Here is a 16,098-nt window from a genome sequence, read left to right as displayed (position 1 = left end):
CCTCAATTGAATGGAGCAACAAATTGTATGAGTCAGTATAAGTTTCAGCTTGTCGGTTCTGTTACCTGGCAGAAAGATGGACTTCAAGATCAGATCTTATATGCCAGTACCCTTGAATTGGGTAAACCAAAGATGCTGGCTCGCATTCCCCCCGATTTGTTCCGTGGACCGGACGGTACACTTTGGCTGATGTCAAAAGGTACAGTTGCAAGACTTCAAGGCACAGATGCAGCGGATATTTTCTCTCTGAAGGCAATTGAAACAGATGAAATAATCGCGCTAGTCCCAACAGAGGATCGGAGCTTAATCGTGTTGAGTCGCCGGGACATGAACTCTGTTTTAACGCGGCTTTCTAGTACAGGCGAATTAATCTGGCAGCGCAACGATTTGCCAACGCTTCAACAGCATTTAACTCAGGCACAACTCTTGGTCGATTTTGATGGTTCCACGTTCCTATACGCTGTGAGTAGGGAAGTTGGACAAGTTGTAAAGATTGATTTGACCAATGGTTCTTCTACAACAGTTGTTAGTTTTGAAAGTCAGCCACCCCAGAAAGTATGGGTTAATCAAGGTTCCTTATCTTGGGTTGTTTTCTCTGACGCGGGAACGCACACTTGGGTCAGCAAAAATTTAGAAACGGGTCAACAACACACCCTTGGTGAACCCCCACTGCAATATATATTGGATCAGGCTCAGGGCTCTTTGCCAAACGGTAGAGTGCTTTTAGCTATTCCTAAAAAGGGAGAATTGATTTGGATGAATTCCGAGGGCTTGGAGACGGAACGTTTATCTATTGCTGGGTTAGTTCGTGAAAACGAAGAACTCAATGTTGGTATAAGAGAAAAAGATTTAATATGCATCACTCGTTGGAAGTCGGGAGAAGCAATTGATCCCTCATTTCAGGTAAGTTCGTTCAGCAGTTCATTTTCGCGCTTGATCGCAGTCGAGGGAAATAGTTATTACGTTTTAGATGCTAGGAAATTAATTGTCTTTGATGAAAATGGTCATAAATTAAAAGAACTCGAGCAATTTGAAGTGAATGAGCAGCGATTGCAGAGGGAAGGAGCGATAGCTATAAGTAAATCAGTGATAGAGCCTGCTGGTTCAATTTTATTGGTTGGGGCAGATGCCGTTGGAGCATATATTGTAAGGATTTCTGGTGCACGGTAGTGAGTTTAGTGGCGGTGGTATTCGATCGAGGATTAAGGGAAGTCTACCCTTTTGCAACAAGATATTCGCTTATTTAAAGTAGGTTATTCTCTAGGCGCTTTTTTATTAACTCCACAGATGATTATTCATTTCCAAGTTAATTGTCAGACCTTGAACTTCAAGCATTTTTGGGCATGCTAGAGATATTCAGTTCTGTTTTCCTGAATCAATGAGAACCTACTGTCCTCGGCAGAAGAAGAAATCCCTTAATCAAACCCGACAGACCAAGATTGAGAAACCTACTCAGCAAAGCTTGGTAAAGCCTCCAGCTCTACAAGAACAAACCAATGAAGCTGGACTGGCAGAATGGGCTGCCCAGCAACAGAAATGGGCCAAGATAGGGAATGCTTGGATGGACCAACCGCCTGGGAACTCTCCCCAAACTTGGCTTCAGACCCAGCGAGACAAAAATATAACATCTCCGTCTGATCCATCAGCACACCTTCATATCTCTCCTATGATGGGTGCCAATTCTCCCATTCAGCGGTTAATGGATGTTAAAAGCTTTCAGGAAGCGACTAAAGGGACATTGTTGCATCCTCGCAAGCGGATAACTGCCATTGATGGCCCCCTCAAAAAGATTGATCAATCGGGGATGGATAGTATTCTGCTCAGCGAATTGCTAGAAGCCATTAATGGTTGGCTCAAAGTCGCTAGCGAAGACAGCACCCGCAAACCTGTTGTCCTCCAGCTTCGAGAAGAAGTGATGACAGAATTGGAGGAAATTGCCACCTCCCTCAGTCAAGATTTTGATCCAGAGAACCCACCCCCAACTCGATCTCGACGTAACGCCTTTTCTGCAGAAGTCACTGGCGCGGGCAAAAAATATGGCTCAGACTTTAGCGATTTCGACAGTAAGCAATTTCGAGTCTCAGGGCGAGCACCTCAACGCCGCATCGAAGAAGTCAAACGCCAGAAGATGGAAGATGGAACAGTCGTTTACTATGCCACTGGACTGGTGACTAACTTTAAGGGCAAAGCACCCATGGTTGCCCCTTATCCCGATCCCATTCCCTTGGGGGATTGGTATCCAAAAGTCACCCATATCAACGGCATGGCCGTGGCTCCCAAGTCTGGCTTACTTAGTGCTGCAGCCCTGCAAGAAACCGTTAATACGGCTCTAGGTGGGAAAGAGGACGTTGCTTTTGGTCAGGATGCGGTTGATATTCTGTACACCTACAGCGCCCAGCGTGGCAATGTTGTCTTTGATTTGATCGACTGCATCAAAGGCAAGCTCCAAATTGAGGATGAGGCCACGGGCAAACAAGAAGATATCATGCTGGATGCGGTCCGCAGCAAAAAGCGGGTAACAGTTTCTGCCCATAGCCGAGGCACCATCAAGACCGACAATGCTGTTCGCAATGTTCATGAAATATTGACAAAGGAATTATTGCCCTCCATCAGGGCAGCTCGACAAGAAGAAGTGATGGCCTATTGGCAAGCCAACGATCCGCAAATTGGGTTGTCGGCAGATATGCTTGCTGAACTCAGCTACAGTGGCTTTGCCGCAGAAGAAGCCAAGAAACAGTTGAATAACTATATTCAGCTTATCTATGCAGGTAATGCCGTTCAGCATCCTTCCGCTTTTATCGATGTCAAGCTGTTTGTGGGTGGCCTTGATCTGGTCAGTATGTTTGTGGGCACATACAGCGAAACAGGTCGAAAGATCGACTCGATTATTGGCACAGGCGGCTCCAAGAAATCGAAGCTAAAGAGTGTTGGTGGTACAAAAGGACATGGCTTTGTCGGTAACTATGTTCCTACCGTTGGCCAGGAAATAGCCCAAGATCTCCAACAGCGATAGTGATCAAAGTATTCTTGTAGGTTGGGCAGCCTTTGAAAACGGCAGAAATATTAGCCCAATGGCGAGGTCCTGAGACCCTTTTGAAGTGGGATAATTCCTTCGGCGATGATATCGTACGGATTCTGGGGGAATATCAGTGCAGACGCATCAAAATCAGGTACAGCAAGCCAAAACAGATGCTGTCCCTACCTCTACCCCACCCGTTACTCAACCGACATCCCCATCCCCCACCATAGAACCTAAGTCGAATGCTGAAGGCCTAGCAGAACATGCAGAACGACTGGAGAAATTTCAGAGATTAGATACCAGTATGGTGCAGATGGGGCCACCACGCTTAACCAATGGAAACCCCTTTCAACCCAAACTGACCATTGGAGCACCGGGAGATAAATATGAACAAGAGGCCGACCGCGTGGCCAAGCAGGTCGTCACCCAAATGCATTCTCCCAAGGGCCTAAATCCTCCATCATCTGCTCAACGTCAGGATTTACCTGAACAAGATGAGCTGATGATGAAACCCATTATTCAACGACACAATGGCCCTAAAGATGCGAACCCCAACCTAGAACAAGCCATTAACCAATCTAGAGGGGGTGGTCGTCCCCTGGACGATAAGATCCGCGGCCCCATGGAACAAGCTTTTGGAGCAAATTTTGGTAATGTGCGAGTCCATAGCGATACTAAAGCGCATCAACTCAACAAATCTATCCAAGCGCGTGCCTTTACCACAGGCCAAGATCTATTTTTTCGCCAAGGAGCCTACCAACCAAGCAACCGAGCGGGGCAAGAACTCCTTGCTCACGAACTCACACATGTAGTTCAACAAAATGGGGTGTTGGTCAAGGATTCGAAATCCTCAAATGCTGATTTGCAAAAGTCAAATGCTATCGTACAGGCACAATGGGTGGCAGGGAAAAAAGCTGAAACGTGGTATTGGGACCAAGTATTAGATGGTGTTACATGGTATATGGATTCGTCTAATTCAATGTGGTTTCAGATCACAAATGCTGAAGCAATAACGACTGGAACAGAGGAAGAATACACTACATTGCAGGGAAAGAAGAATAAGAAGAGTTGGATTGAGTGGAATGCTTTAAGTGTTGCGCCATTGGATGGTGTTGGTGATCTTCTTTTTGAGTCAATGCAGTCGATGGAAGATGAGGATTTTGAATGGGGTTCAAATACCCTTGGAGGGCCATTAGCGAAGAGACTGGCTACTCAACCACCCAGAAAATATGGGAATCAAGCTACTCCATTGGCTCTATGGCTCTATAAAGAAGGTGAGCCCGAACCTAAAGTATTTAACTGTTGGGAGGCAGTACTTATTGCAGCATTCAAAGCTGGTCTAATAGATAAAAAATATATTAAGAAAGCAATTGTTATTAAAGGTGGTGTTCCAGCTTTTGTTAAACCGATTATGGATGGCCCAAGTGGTAAGGCCGAAGGACCTCTGACAAAAGACAAAGATGCAATTGCAAAGATCCCTTTTGCCATATCGACACCACTCGTAAAGGGAGTTGTAGTTGCTTTTGGAACTGATCCTGGCCACGTTGCGCTTGCTACAGGGAAACGCGTGTCAATAAAAAATTCGGAAGTGGCTCAATCGGTAGGGGCAGAAGAGGGAAATGAGATTTTGGAGTTAGATAGTGCGACGGAAGGTGTAAGCAAATCAACTATTGAGGAAACAATGGCTCGAAATACTGCATATACCCGGCAAGTGTGTTGGGGACCATTACCCAGTTCGTTCTAAAACTACTTGTTTTAATTCTGATCGAGTTATTTAGGGGCTACGTCGTGGAAGTGGGTGTAATCAATATATCGATGCCCATCTGGAGTTTGATGGAAAATATCAATAAACTTATGATCCCAAATAATATCTAGGGCTCCATAGGTATGGCGAGCATGCAAAGATTGAGCCACCGTATCGTCAATTCCAGTCAATGTCACAATTAAGGTCGCTTTTGTACGTTCAAGGGATTCATCAGTAGCACCATAGAGTGGACTAGATTCATCAATCGGATGCATAACCGTCCAGGTCAGGGTGAATGAAGGCGTTCGAGGACGAAGCAAATTGAGATTATACAAATGCCGCATCGCATCTCCTTCAATGCTGATTTCATCTTGCAGAAAATAGAGATTAATTTCAGCTTCAAGAATCTGGTTGCGGCGCTGATTGGCAGTGCGGAACATCAAGGTTGGGACGCCATTGTAAGGTGTAATCACCGCAACATGGCTAAACAACACCCGAGTTGTCGGTCGAGAAAATCTCGCAAACGCCAAACCCGTAATTAAGGCCACACTAAGGATGCTGGTAAAGGCCTCAATCGTAACCACAAAATTGGCATAAGCCGTAGTGGGGTGCATAGCTCCATAGCCAATGGCTCCCAAAGTTTGCACACTAAAGAAGAAGGCATCCCAAAACGAGCCCGGTGTCGCATTGGCGATACAATCTCCCCCAGCCAGATAGGCCAGTGCAAACAGTACATTAATGACCAAATAGCCGCCGACTAGAATGAGCAGAAAGCCCAGCCAAGGAATCGTCAGCAATAAATGATAGGGATCGCGCCAATAGGTATACCAAACCCCCAACCCAGAAATACTAAATTTGCCATCTTGAAACTTCAAGTAGCTCTTTTGAGGCAAACTTTGGGCTAGTTTTCGGCGGAGGGATTGACGACGACGGGGCTTCACTGGCGAACGGATAGAAAGGGCAATCACATGGGCGTGATGATGAATTCAACATTATATTGGTTGATCAAGTTACACGTATCGTGATCCACTTGATTGGTGTCAGACAGCTCTAAATTATAGAAATCGATAAAGTCGGTATCGAAGTGAGGACCCGCATGCCAGGTCCCCACTTCTAATTTGATAAAGCAGTCTCCAGGAATTTGAAATGCCGTGATCTGATCTAGAGCAGGTTGAGCAGCATCTCCTGGAGGAGCAACGGCCATCAGCCAGGGTTTACCAGCTAGAGACCCTAAACATTGGGTACATTTTAGATGCCGCGTAATGCGAGAAAACCGTCGTCCCAACTTTTCTAGTCGCATAATATAGAACCGGGGAATCCCCTGATCTAACTGTAATTGAGCATTGTCAGGACCATAAACGGCCCCATCTTCGGAAGCAAATATGACCTGACCGTAGGGTTGAAATGTCTCTGGAGTAATGGGTTGAGCAATTAGTTGTTGCGTAGAGCATTGCATAGACGATTCTTCGAAGGATCCTGCCAGAAGCTATGATACGGGTTTGCGATCGCTCCAACGAGCCAGAACAATCCCTGCCAATACAATAACGCTCCCAAAGCCTTGCTGCAGGGTCAGCGCCTCCCCAAACAATCGCCAAGCCAAAATTGCCGCCGTAACCGGTTGTAGCAGCAAACTGACTGACGCAAATGCGGAAGGTAAATGGGCCAAAGCAAACATAATCAAACTTTGGCCGATCACCTGAGAAATACAGGCTAATCCCACTAAAGACAACCACCCAGTCATCGTCATAGGTAAGAAGCCTTCTCCCGATAGCCAAGCGACAAAAAACAAAATCGTAGCTCCAACGATGCTGCTGGCAAAGGCGATGGTTGCCGTCGGGAAATGCAAACGTAACCGAGCCACAGACAGAATATATCCAGCGTAGAAAATAGCCGTAAGTAGCCCTAATGCATCCCCAAATAAATGTTGAGTATCGATACTCGCACTGACTAGTAGAGTCGCCCCTAAGAGAACGAGAGCAATGGCAACCAAAAACCATCGTGAAACCGTTTCCCCAAACAGTAGCCAACCCCCTAACACCACAAAAATAGGGGCGAAGTTAGCCAACAAGGTTGCATTGGCAACAGAGGTAAATTGAATAGACCAATGCCAAACCGCCAAATCTGCTGCAAAGAAACACCCTGCTGATATCAGAGGCAACCCCGTTACACGCTGTTCTTTCGGGAGGGAGGATGTAGCAGGTCGGGACGTCCATAACCAAGCGCCCAGTAAAGGGACAGCAAACCCTAATCGATAGAATGCTGTTGCACTCGGCCCTACTTCACTCAAGCGCACAAAAATGGGAGCAAATGCAATACCAACCGCCCCCAGAAGCAACGCTATGAAAGCATAGGGATTGGGCTTAACACCATAAGAACCCACTTTTTTTCCTGTCGATTTAAGCTAGGTCATGGCAAATAGCAAAGATCATTAGACGGCTAGGGTTAATTATCCTAACCTTATCGTTATAAACATGAGCATACTTGCTAGTAATAAATCCTAGTTTCAGCTGGTCCTAGGAACATAAATGGCCATATTTATTGTAGACAGCAGAGCGTAGTTTCCACAACAGCTCTCCATCCAATGTCTTATTGGGGAGGCATCATTTCCAGCGCCAATATTTACTAGACTTTCTTATGATTGTTCAACAATGGGGTAATCCAATGGCCAGATAATGTTTGCAGGGTGAAAATCCGATCTCAAACTCATCTCATTCTCTTCCACTGTTGAGTTTGTAGTGATACCGCCAAAATTTAATTCTGCGTTTGTCCCACATCTTACGCTATTCATCTGTGACGACATAATTCACGGACAAATCTTCTAAATTTTGCATCTTTATGTGCTGATTGTTGATTCCTTTTTGAAATCCTCTAGACTCACCTCTGTTAGCTTAAACTTCACTCAGTTATTTCTGCTCATTCAACATTAAACCGTGTACGACCAAAATTTAATGTGTTTATCCTGAAAGGCCTTCAATCTATCTAATTATTTTCTGGGACTTTTAGAATTTAAACAACCTATCAATAGTCAATTGCTTTTAGGGTGTTAGACCTAAGGTTCAAGCAATCTAAAAGGGCTATTCAAGGAGAATAATTTACTTTCGACTACATTAAATAATAATAATTTCAAAAGATAACGACTGTATTTTACATATGTAAAAATATAGGTAATAAGTATAGCTAATTTTTTCAAATTGCTCAAATAAGAACAATAGTCTCTTGATATCTAATGGGCGAGTAGAGATGTCACTCTAATATTATTTTTTATCTAAAAAATCACGATAAATAAGGTCATGGAATTATCAATTTAAACTGAAGATGAAAAGCACTTGTCCGACTTGTAAACGTTCATTGTACTTACCAGAAGACTATCAGTCTCTGCGAAAATGGCAAGTCATTTGTTCCCATTGCTATTCACTCTACCAAGCTGAGCCTGGTATCATTATTGGCGCATGGTTGGGGTTTTCCCGTGATCACCAAAATATTTATCTAGCTAGAATTCAGATGAGAACTGGGTCCATTAAAACAGTCGAAATTGACCATCTCATCGGTGCAAATATTCCAATTATTTTGATGATGCCGGCAAAAGGTGTTGGTCACTTACAGCCCATTCTATTAGTAGACGTCAAGACCAACCAGTCTCACTTCTTGCCCCATCCTCAGCGGCAATTTCTCAAATATCAACGATATACAGTGATTGGGGTCAGTATATTTATTCTTTGCTTAGGTTTATCGATTTGGGGAGGGTTAGCGACAATTATCATTGTGGCGGTTTTCGGTAGCCTTTTAGTCGGTAATATTTTGCCAAGAGTCTTGAGAAGCAAGCAACACAACTCCAAAACGCAAAATCGTTTGATGTTGGAGCAACGACTCATTAAACAAAGTGATGCCTGGGGAGAACAGCTCCAACAACTGGAAATAGAATTAACAAAATTGCATCAAGCTAATAAAAGGCTACTTCCATATAGCCAAGATGAAGTCTTTCACATCAGATCAATTTCAGATAAGCCCAGGAAACGCCAGTACTTCCAGAGTAAATATTACAGACTCAGCGAATTGGTTGAGTGTTATGCCTTAGCGAAAAACTTAATTGATATTAATATCCCTATTATCCAATTAGCCGAAGAAGTGCCAGTTGACCTAATCCGTCAACTATCTAACCTCTCTTTGCAGATTAAGGATCTAGAGCGTCGGTATCAATCCATGACCTAGCCCATCATAAACTTGACCTCTTGGATCCAAATGCAGAAGATAGCCTCCATGTACTTTATAAAAAGCAGACATCATAACCCCCGAAGCTTTGGATCTGTCCTATTTCTCTATTGCAAAAGCACATCTGCTTCATGATCAATGATCGTTTTCTGGTCTCTAATCAACTGGTACCGTCCAGACCACTGACCTGGAATAAGGGGGTGCTTAGTGCCCTTTTTCCCTAATGAACGGGTCCATACCTTCTGAGATTCCGATACTGTTCGATTAAACTGAGCGACAATCTTACCCTGAGGATCTCGGATCTGCAGGCGTTCTTGATCTCCTTTGAGCATTCCATAGGTGTGGACCCAAAACACTAGGGCCGGGCTATCCACTGGAAGCACTTGATCTTTAAATTCTCCATCCCATAGTTGTTCTAGCTCTGGAAGTTGCGTTGCAAAGCCAGCCCGGATCAATCCCGTTGATTGATAGGAAAGGGCCGTTTTCCATAAAGGACTCTTGCTACCCTGACACCCTGATGGGGCTTCAGGTCCCACAAACGGATCCACAACCTGATCTTGGTAGCGAACACTCAAGTGAACATGGGGAAAAGAAGCCTTTCCAGAAGTACCCACTAAACCTAGAGGCGTCCCCTCTTTCACTTTGTCACCTGGTTGAACTAGAACACTGCCTTTCCGAAGATGACAATATTGAGTCTGCCAGTTTTCATCATGTTCTATGACAACACCATTACCACATTCCATTCCTTCAACGGCGTCGGTTTGAGTTTGATTCTGAATGCGGCGATCGCGAATGTTGTTCCGAGTGCGTAATACCTTTCCTGCGGCGGCGGCTTTTACTTTGACTCCCTCCGCCATTACCTGCTCATCAGGGATAGCAAAGTCGGTTCCTTTGTGGCCATCGTATGTCATCCGGCCACAGCCAAAATCTACCGCTTCTGGGCCAGGATCACGATCTGGATAAAGCAGAACAAAGCAGTCATTACCTAAGGTGCAATCAATGGGTAGCCCTAGCTGCAAAGTAGGATTCGCTTGGGTCGACAATTCACATCCCAGGACAGAGATTAATCCCAACAGCAGTAGAAAAATGTACTTACGCACAACTATTGTTGCTCCTTATCTGAAACCAGTGAGACGTGACCTCACTTTATCAAGAGTTGATGAGTTCTAAGGGAATTCATAAAGATTGAATTTCGTCCTAATTTCAGAAATAGAGTAAATTAATCGCTTTTTATGCCTGTCTAAATTTTCATTTATTTAGTCAAACTTTGAATTGCTTCAATATCTAAATAATTCACATTTCATCACAAATCTTTTACAGCAAAGTGCCAACAAGTAAACTTCTCAGCTTTTTGTAAAGATTACTAATATTTATGAGCCAATGCCTTGCTAAAGGGTTATAGCTGGATTAAATAGCAAAGTATAAATTAGTAGCTAACTAAGAAATGGTAACAGTATAAACTCAAGATTTGGAAAATAGCCAACGTTCCCATTAAATATTTTGAGAAATATTTTAGAAGGATTTTATTTGAAGTTAACGAGGATTTTCGCAGTAAAAAAGAATTACTAGATGATTGGGGGGATTGATGACTTTTAGAGCAGAAAAGCATACCTATAACTAAATTTGGAAATAGATTTTTTCCGTTTAGAGCAATCACTTTACAGTTTTGCTACCCGTTCGAATGAAAGAGCTACAAGAAATCATTCCTTTTGTTATTCAAGCCGATCATCAAGATCCGTCAATTATTGTAGCGACTGTGTTGCAAGCGGAGGAATCAAGCTACTGCAGGTCTGGAACTCGGATTCTGTTGACCAAAACTGATCAAACCATTCGGGCGATTTGTGAGGATTATGTTGATCAGAAAATTATTAACCAAGTCAAACAACTTGTTCAGATTAATGACTGTCCCCAAGTGTATCGATATCATATCGATACACTCCACACACTAGATAAGATAAGTTCTCAAGGCGGAACTACGATTTTACTGGAGCCTCTTAATAGTCGATCCACTAGAGCTCAGTTTGATTTCATCGCTGAATGTTATGACGAGAACCAATCCGGGGCAATCGCAACTGTCTTTACTGTAGAAGGTGATATTCCTGCCCAAGTCGCCTCCCGATTATTTCTCAAGATGGATGGTTCAGTGGCCAATCAAATTGGGGACCATTTTCTCACCAATCTTATTTTTCAAGATACGGTCAAAATATTGGCAGCGGGTCAAACTCGGACTAGGAGCTATCCCTTTATTGACGGTTATGTCCAAGCCCTGATTGAAGTCATTACTCCCCCCATCCAGCTCTATATCTTTGGCATTACACCTTACACTTCCCCCATTACACTCCTCGCAAAACAGTTGGGGTGGACTGTTATTATCGTTGAGCATCCATCGCGAGAGATTAAACTCAACCATTTTCCAGAGGCAGATCATATTTTGCAAGTCGAGCCTCAGGACTTGCATCAACAAATTCAGCTCTCATCTTATTCAGCTGCTGTTGTGATGACTGGAGACTTTGAGCAGGATTTGGCGATCGTAAAGTTTCTTTGGTCTAGTGCCATTGGCTATTTAGGTGTTCCTGGCACAAAAGCAAGGACTCAACAGCTTATTCAAGGTCTACAGGATGGGGGCTCTCTCACGCCGGAGCAGCTCAATCGGCTCCATGGCCCCATTGGCCTAGATATCGGCGCAGAAACGCCTAGCGAAATCGCCTTAGCGATAGTGTCAGAGATCCAGGCCGTTGTTAAACATCGAACCGGAGCATTTTTACGAGAACAGCAAAACTCGGTCTATGATTCTGCTCCTGATTTGATTTCCCTAATCCAATAAAATCCGACCATCATCAGATTTGAGCCTCCTTCAACTCTTAATCGGGAGGTGTCGAGTCAGGGGCTGGTTCAGGGATTGGGTTCGGCGTGGTAACAGATGGTTTGGGTCGAATCGCACCAGACTCACAATCACAAACCAAACTTTCTAGAAGTTCAGTTGCGATCGCAGCACCGGATTCCACGGAAGGTGCAAACCGACTCACTAGTCGATCAATCTGATCGGCGGCTCGGGCCAACTTGACACCATCAATCGTCATTTCAGCCAGGGGATACTTTTCCAGAAACTCCAACAGGGAAATTTGACTATCATCGCTCAAGGACTGAATCACCCCCGAGCGAAGGGCTTGGATATTGGCCCCTTGACTTGGAGTCTGAAAAATCTGGCCCGCTTGAAACAAGGCATATTCACCTGGCAATAGGTAGAGCAACCGATCGGCCAATCTGAGGCTAATTTTTACATCTTGAGTTAAAAATCGACGGACGACCTTTGGATCTTGATCGGCAGCATTCATAAAAAACTTGAGTTTGGAAGAGGCTTTACCGGTTTCAGCAAAGGTCTTGAGTTCCTGTACCGTGAGGGATTGACCAAATGGCCCATAGGTAAATTTAATCTTGGTGGCCCCCAGGGCCGTTTCGGTGTGAAGGCCTAGACAAGACAAGGTACAAATAGCACCCAGTCCCATCCAGATCATCCTATTTCGCATTCTTTGGAAGCGAGAGCGACCTGTCATTGATGTTAATGCCATAGTACGGTCCCAAATTGAGAGAGCTGACTTCTGGTTAATGAGGGAAAGACTTGCGTCCTGGGAAAGCACGCTATTTGGTCTCGATTGGGATAGCCAGTAAATATTTACAGGAGTTTTGAACCTTAAACTGTTCAGAGAATGTGTGCTTTGCCATCCCCTTTTATCTATACCTATGAATGTTCCTGCCCAAATTCCATCCTGGACACTGCACAATCACACCTTTGCCTGGGGAAGTCGCACCTATTTAATGGGAATTTTGAACGTAACCCCGGATAGTTTTAGTGATGGTGGCCAATTTAACTCCCAATCCGCAGCCCTATCTCAGGCCCATCATCTAGTAAAAGCTGGTATTGACATTCTCGATATTGGGGGGCAATCCACTCGTCCTCAAGCCATTGAAATTGCTGAGGCAGAAGAGTTAGATCGGGTTATTCCCGTTATTCAGGCGATTCGGTCTCAACTAGACGTTCCCATTTCGGTGGATACGACCCGATCTTCCGTAGCAGCAGCTGCGATCGCAGCCGGAGCCGATCTCGTCAACGATGTCTCGGGTGGCATTTATGATCCACAGATGTTGTCCACCGTTGCCCATCTACAGGTCCCGATTATTTTGATGCATATGCGGGGTACCCCCCAAACCATGCAGAAACTCACAGACTATCAGGATTTGGTTAAGGACATTATTGACTTCTTGCAACAGCAAATCGATGCTGCCCAGGCCGCAGGCATCCTTAGAGAGTTCCTGGCGATTGATCCGGGCATTGGGTTTGCTAAAACTGGCCCCCAAAACCTATCCCTACTGCGAGAAATCGCACAGTTTAGGGCCTTAGGTTGTCCTATTTTGGTGGGACCTTCCCGAAAGAGCTTTATCGGTCAAATCCTAAATCAGCCAGATCCGCAACAACGAGTATGGGGGACGGCTGCGGCCTGTTGCGCGGCCATTCAAGGTGGTGCCGACATCCTCCGCATTCATGATGGAGCAGCCATGAGAGAGGTTTGCCAGGTGGCAGACGCGATTTGGCGGCCCCTGTGATCGATGCAAAGTCCTTTTGTTAAGATTGACTTAGAGCGTCTCTGGCTTTTATTCTGAGACTAACGTAAACTTTCTTAACATTCCCGGATCACCAACCATGATTGAACCCAGCCGCGTTCCAAATCAAATTTCTCCCAAGTTTGGATTCAATGAATTTGCAGAACGGTTTGGCGGTCGTGCTGCAATGATTGCTTTTATTGCCGCTCTTGTTTTTGAAGCGGTCACCGGTCAGGGCATTTTTTCGTATCTGGGCCTAGCCTAGTCTTCAACGCCTTCTACTGAGAAGTCTTCCCATCCATATTCTTGCGATCCTGAGCATGCCGGTGAGGCATGCTCAGGATTGTTTTGTATATTGACTGCAAGCGGGAACGACTGATCCCTTTCACCTCGTCTTAGACTCTAAAGTTTACTGTCCCCCACTATGGCCAACCTCTTTCTCTACTCAACCCTTGTCGCATTGCAAAGCAGCGTCCTCCTGCCCAGTCCGGCTCTATCTTCTAATGTTTTACTCGCTAAAAAGGACAAAAAGCCACCCGCCGCAGTGGTTACAGAAGTAGAAATCTTGAAAGAGAACTTTGCAGACACCTGGTTCTATACGTTACGGGGCAGTTTAAAAAATCAGTCAGATGCTTCAATTCTGACCCCCCTGGTCTATTACGAAATTTATTCCGAAGAGACGGACAAAATTATTGAAGCAGGCACAGCTGAAATCAAACCCAAGATCTTGACCGCAGGCACAGCCGGCAGCTTTCAAAAAGAGCTGAATACCACTGGCAAAATCAGAATTACGTTAGTGCAGTGGCAACAAGTTGATAAAGCCATTAAATCCCATAAGCAGATGCAGTTCTTTCCCTTAGAAACTGAGGATTCAACAGAGGAAGAAGCAGGCAATCCATCCTCCCCCTAATTCCCATTAAATCCTTGCTTGATTCTCAGACTTTCATCAGCCAATACTCAGATTCCCTGTCTACTATCAAAGTAGATTAACTTCTCACACCAAGGAGTCTGCCCAGGGGAGCCATTCCCTGGGTTTCATTGTCAATGCTAGTATCTCTTTGTGAAAGTTTAATTTTGGCGAATATTGACCTTAAAAAATAAAATTAGCCTGATTTTTATTCGATCAGCGTCACATTTTTTACTCTACAACAGTCACTGATGCTGACCGAACTCTCTCTTAAGGTATGGAGTATCGAATCAGGAAGCAGCTATGAATACCATCACTCATCCCCCTTCCATTCCATCCAACAGCTCAGGCAAAAGTATTTTTTCCAGTAAGACCTTCTGGGGAATTATTTTTACGACCGTTGCCGCCATTGCCCCCATCGTTGGCAACAGTGTAGATGAGGGTAAAATGACCGGCAGCGATATTTCTCAAATTGTAGTGATTCTCTGCGGCACAGGCGCAACATTAGTGGGACGCATTGAAGCGGGGAATGTCTATACGCCGGACCTTATGCCAGGTCCCAATAAGACTGATATGTAGTGCCAGGCCCTAATCGACTCCCCCTTCATACCTTTGGAGACCTGCCCCCTTAAGATAAAGAGGGTTACTCTCAATCCTTTGGAGACCCATGCATCAGACCTTCTACCTCAAATTATCCTTGCTGGGGGTACTGACTTTAACTCAGCTCTTGGGCTGCCAGACTGGAGTGAAACCATCGTCTTTAACGCCAACTCAGTGCGAGCAAGGGGGGGATTTCGTTTGGATTGAGGCAGGAGACTATATTCTCGGGAGCGATCGCCAAGAACGAGATTATGCCTATCGCATCTCAGCAGCGACCTCGGCCCAACAACCGGAACAGCGGGCCAAAGCGGAAGCCCGTTTACGCAAAAGGGGCTGGTTCGATGGAGAACCGAATCGGCAGGTGCGATCGCAACCATCAGTTTGTATGGGAAAAAACCTGATCACCAATGCGGAATACCAAGCCTTCGTTAAAGCCACGGGTCATCGTTCGCCATTTATTTCTGCTGATGATTATCAAAAACAAGGGTTTCTAGTGCACCCCTATCTCTCCGTCAAACCCTTTCTTTGGCAAGGTCAACGCTTTCCAACGGGTAAAGGTCAGCACCCCGTTGTTTTAGTGTCTTATCCCGATGCCCAAGCCTTTGCTCAATGGCGAGGCCAACAAGATGGACAGTCCTATCGCTTACCCACTGCCTTAGAGTGGGAGCAATCCGCTCGGGGAACCGATGGCCGCTACTTTCCTTGGGGCAATGATTGGCAAGCCGATGCCACCAACTGGGCTAATCATGGTGGACTGCAGACCAGTGCGATCGCAACTTATCCCCTCAGTCGGAGTCCAGCCGGGGTAGAAGATATGGCGGGAAATGTCTTTGAATATACATCTACCCTAACGCAACAGGTCATTCGCTCAGCAGTCGTTATGAAGGGATGCTCGTGGGATGATTCACCGGGTTTTTGCCGGGCTGCCTACCAACATTCCCGCCCCCAAAATTCTCGTCATATTCTATTTGGCTTTCGCCTAGTTAAGGAATAAAGGTGCCAGTTTTTCAGCTCTAAGCC

The 16,098-nt window shown here is 45.1% G+C and carries 15 protein-coding genes; 10 read left to right on the top strand and 5 right to left on the bottom strand.

What is annotated here, in order from left to right:
* The first annotated feature begins 27 nt into the window (after positions 1-27).
* The 3 genes from ON05_RS21680 (at position 28) to ON05_RS21670 (ending at position 4,763) form a co-directional block, all read left to right on the top strand.
* Positions 28-1,170, top strand: coding sequence for a hypothetical protein (locus ON05_RS21680; RefSeq protein ID WP_010474698.1), 1,143 nt, complete (start codon positions 28-30; stop codon positions 1,168-1,170).
* A 208-nt stretch (positions 1,171-1,378) separates the two neighbouring features.
* Positions 1,379-3,013, top strand: coding sequence for a hypothetical protein (locus tag ON05_RS21675; RefSeq protein WP_010474696.1), 1,635 nt, complete (start codon positions 1,379-1,381; stop codon positions 3,011-3,013).
* A gap of 310 nt (positions 3,014-3,323) precedes the next feature.
* Positions 3,324-4,763: a DUF4157 domain-containing protein gene (locus tag ON05_RS21670; protein ID WP_262562260.1), complete on the top strand. Its 1,440-nt coding sequence runs from the start codon at positions 3,324-3,326 to the stop codon at positions 4,761-4,763.
* 26 nt (positions 4,764-4,789) lie between these two features.
* On the opposite strand, the gene ON05_RS21665 is transcribed toward ON05_RS21670, so the two are convergent.
* Genes ON05_RS21665 through ON05_RS21655 form a run of 3 tightly spaced genes read right to left on the bottom strand, consistent with a single transcriptional unit; the run spans position 4,790 to position 7,143 of the window.
* Positions 4,790-5,731 (bottom strand): ion channel, encoded by a 942-nt coding sequence (locus ON05_RS21665; protein ID WP_010474690.1) that lies wholly within the window; start codon positions 5,729-5,731, stop codon positions 4,790-4,792.
* The gene (locus tag ON05_RS21660; protein WP_010474688.1) at positions 5,728-6,219 is read right to left on the bottom strand and encodes an ureidoglycolate lyase; all 492 of its coding nucleotides are present in this window, start codon (positions 6,217-6,219) and stop codon (positions 5,728-5,730) included. The genes ON05_RS21665 and ON05_RS21660 overlap by 4 nt, the downstream gene beginning before the upstream one ends.
* Positions 6,220-6,249: 30 nt before the next feature.
* Entirely contained in the window at positions 6,250-7,143 is an 894-nt protein-coding gene (locus tag ON05_RS21655) for a DMT family transporter (RefSeq protein ID WP_010474686.1), read from the bottom strand.
* Positions 7,144-8,078: 935 nt separating this feature from the next.
* Here ON05_RS21655 and ON05_RS21650 point away from each other — a divergent pair.
* Positions 8,079-8,972, top strand: coding sequence for a hypothetical protein (locus ON05_RS21650; RefSeq protein ID WP_236618988.1), 894 nt, complete (start codon positions 8,079-8,081; stop codon positions 8,970-8,972).
* A 107-nt stretch (positions 8,973-9,079) separates the two neighbouring features.
* On the opposite strand, the gene ON05_RS21645 is transcribed toward ON05_RS21650, so the two are convergent.
* Positions 9,080-10,072, bottom strand: a complete 993-nt coding sequence (locus ON05_RS21645) for a M23 family metallopeptidase (protein WP_010474681.1) — start codon at positions 10,070-10,072, stop codon at positions 9,080-9,082.
* 581 nt (positions 10,073-10,653) lie between these two features.
* On the opposite strand from ON05_RS21645, the gene ON05_RS21640 reads away from it, so the two are divergent.
* Positions 10,654-11,796: an XdhC/CoxI family protein gene (locus ON05_RS21640; protein WP_010474679.1), complete on the top strand. Its 1,143-nt coding sequence runs from the start codon at positions 10,654-10,656 to the stop codon at positions 11,794-11,796.
* A gap of 37 nt (positions 11,797-11,833) precedes the next feature.
* Here ON05_RS21640 and ON05_RS21635 read toward each other — a convergent pair whose 3' ends face one another.
* Complete coding sequence (locus ON05_RS21635) at positions 11,834-12,478, bottom strand: alpha/beta hydrolase (protein WP_010474678.1); 645 nt, start codon at positions 12,476-12,478, stop codon at positions 11,834-11,836.
* 235 nt (positions 12,479-12,713) lie between these two features.
* Between ON05_RS21635 and folP the strand changes: the two genes are divergently transcribed.
* The 5 genes from folP to ON05_RS21610 all read left to right on the top strand — a co-directional run bounded on the left by folP (position 12,714) and on the right by ON05_RS21610 (position 16,072).
* Positions 12,714-13,574 (top strand): dihydropteroate synthase, encoded by an 861-nt coding sequence (gene folP, locus ON05_RS21630; RefSeq protein WP_010474677.1) that lies wholly within the window; start codon positions 12,714-12,716, stop codon positions 13,572-13,574.
* Positions 13,575-13,671: 97 nt separating this feature from the next.
* Complete coding sequence (locus ON05_RS21625) at positions 13,672-13,836, top strand: high light inducible protein (protein WP_010474676.1); 165 nt, start codon at positions 13,672-13,674, stop codon at positions 13,834-13,836.
* Positions 13,837-13,995: 159 nt separating this feature from the next.
* Positions 13,996-14,481: a hypothetical protein gene (locus tag ON05_RS21620; protein ID WP_010474675.1), complete on the top strand. Its 486-nt coding sequence runs from the start codon at positions 13,996-13,998 to the stop codon at positions 14,479-14,481.
* A gap of 300 nt (positions 14,482-14,781) precedes the next feature.
* Positions 14,782-15,057 carry a hypothetical protein gene (locus tag ON05_RS21615; protein WP_010474674.1) on the top strand — a complete coding sequence of 92 codons (276 nt, stop codon included), beginning with the start codon at positions 14,782-14,784 and terminating at the stop codon, positions 15,055-15,057.
* A gap of 88 nt (positions 15,058-15,145) precedes the next feature.
* Positions 15,146-16,072, top strand: coding sequence for an SUMF1/EgtB/PvdO family nonheme iron enzyme (locus ON05_RS21610; RefSeq protein WP_010474673.1), 927 nt, complete (start codon positions 15,146-15,148; stop codon positions 16,070-16,072).
* Positions 16,073-16,098: the final 26 nt, after the last annotated feature.

The organism is Acaryochloris sp. CCMEE 5410 (genome assembly GCF_000238775.2).
Taxonomy (GTDB): Bacteria; Cyanobacteriota; Cyanobacteriia; order Thermosynechococcales; family Thermosynechococcaceae; genus Acaryochloris.
Note: the sequence above shows the minus strand (reverse complement) of the source record. Positions and strands in the feature narration are given on the sequence as shown.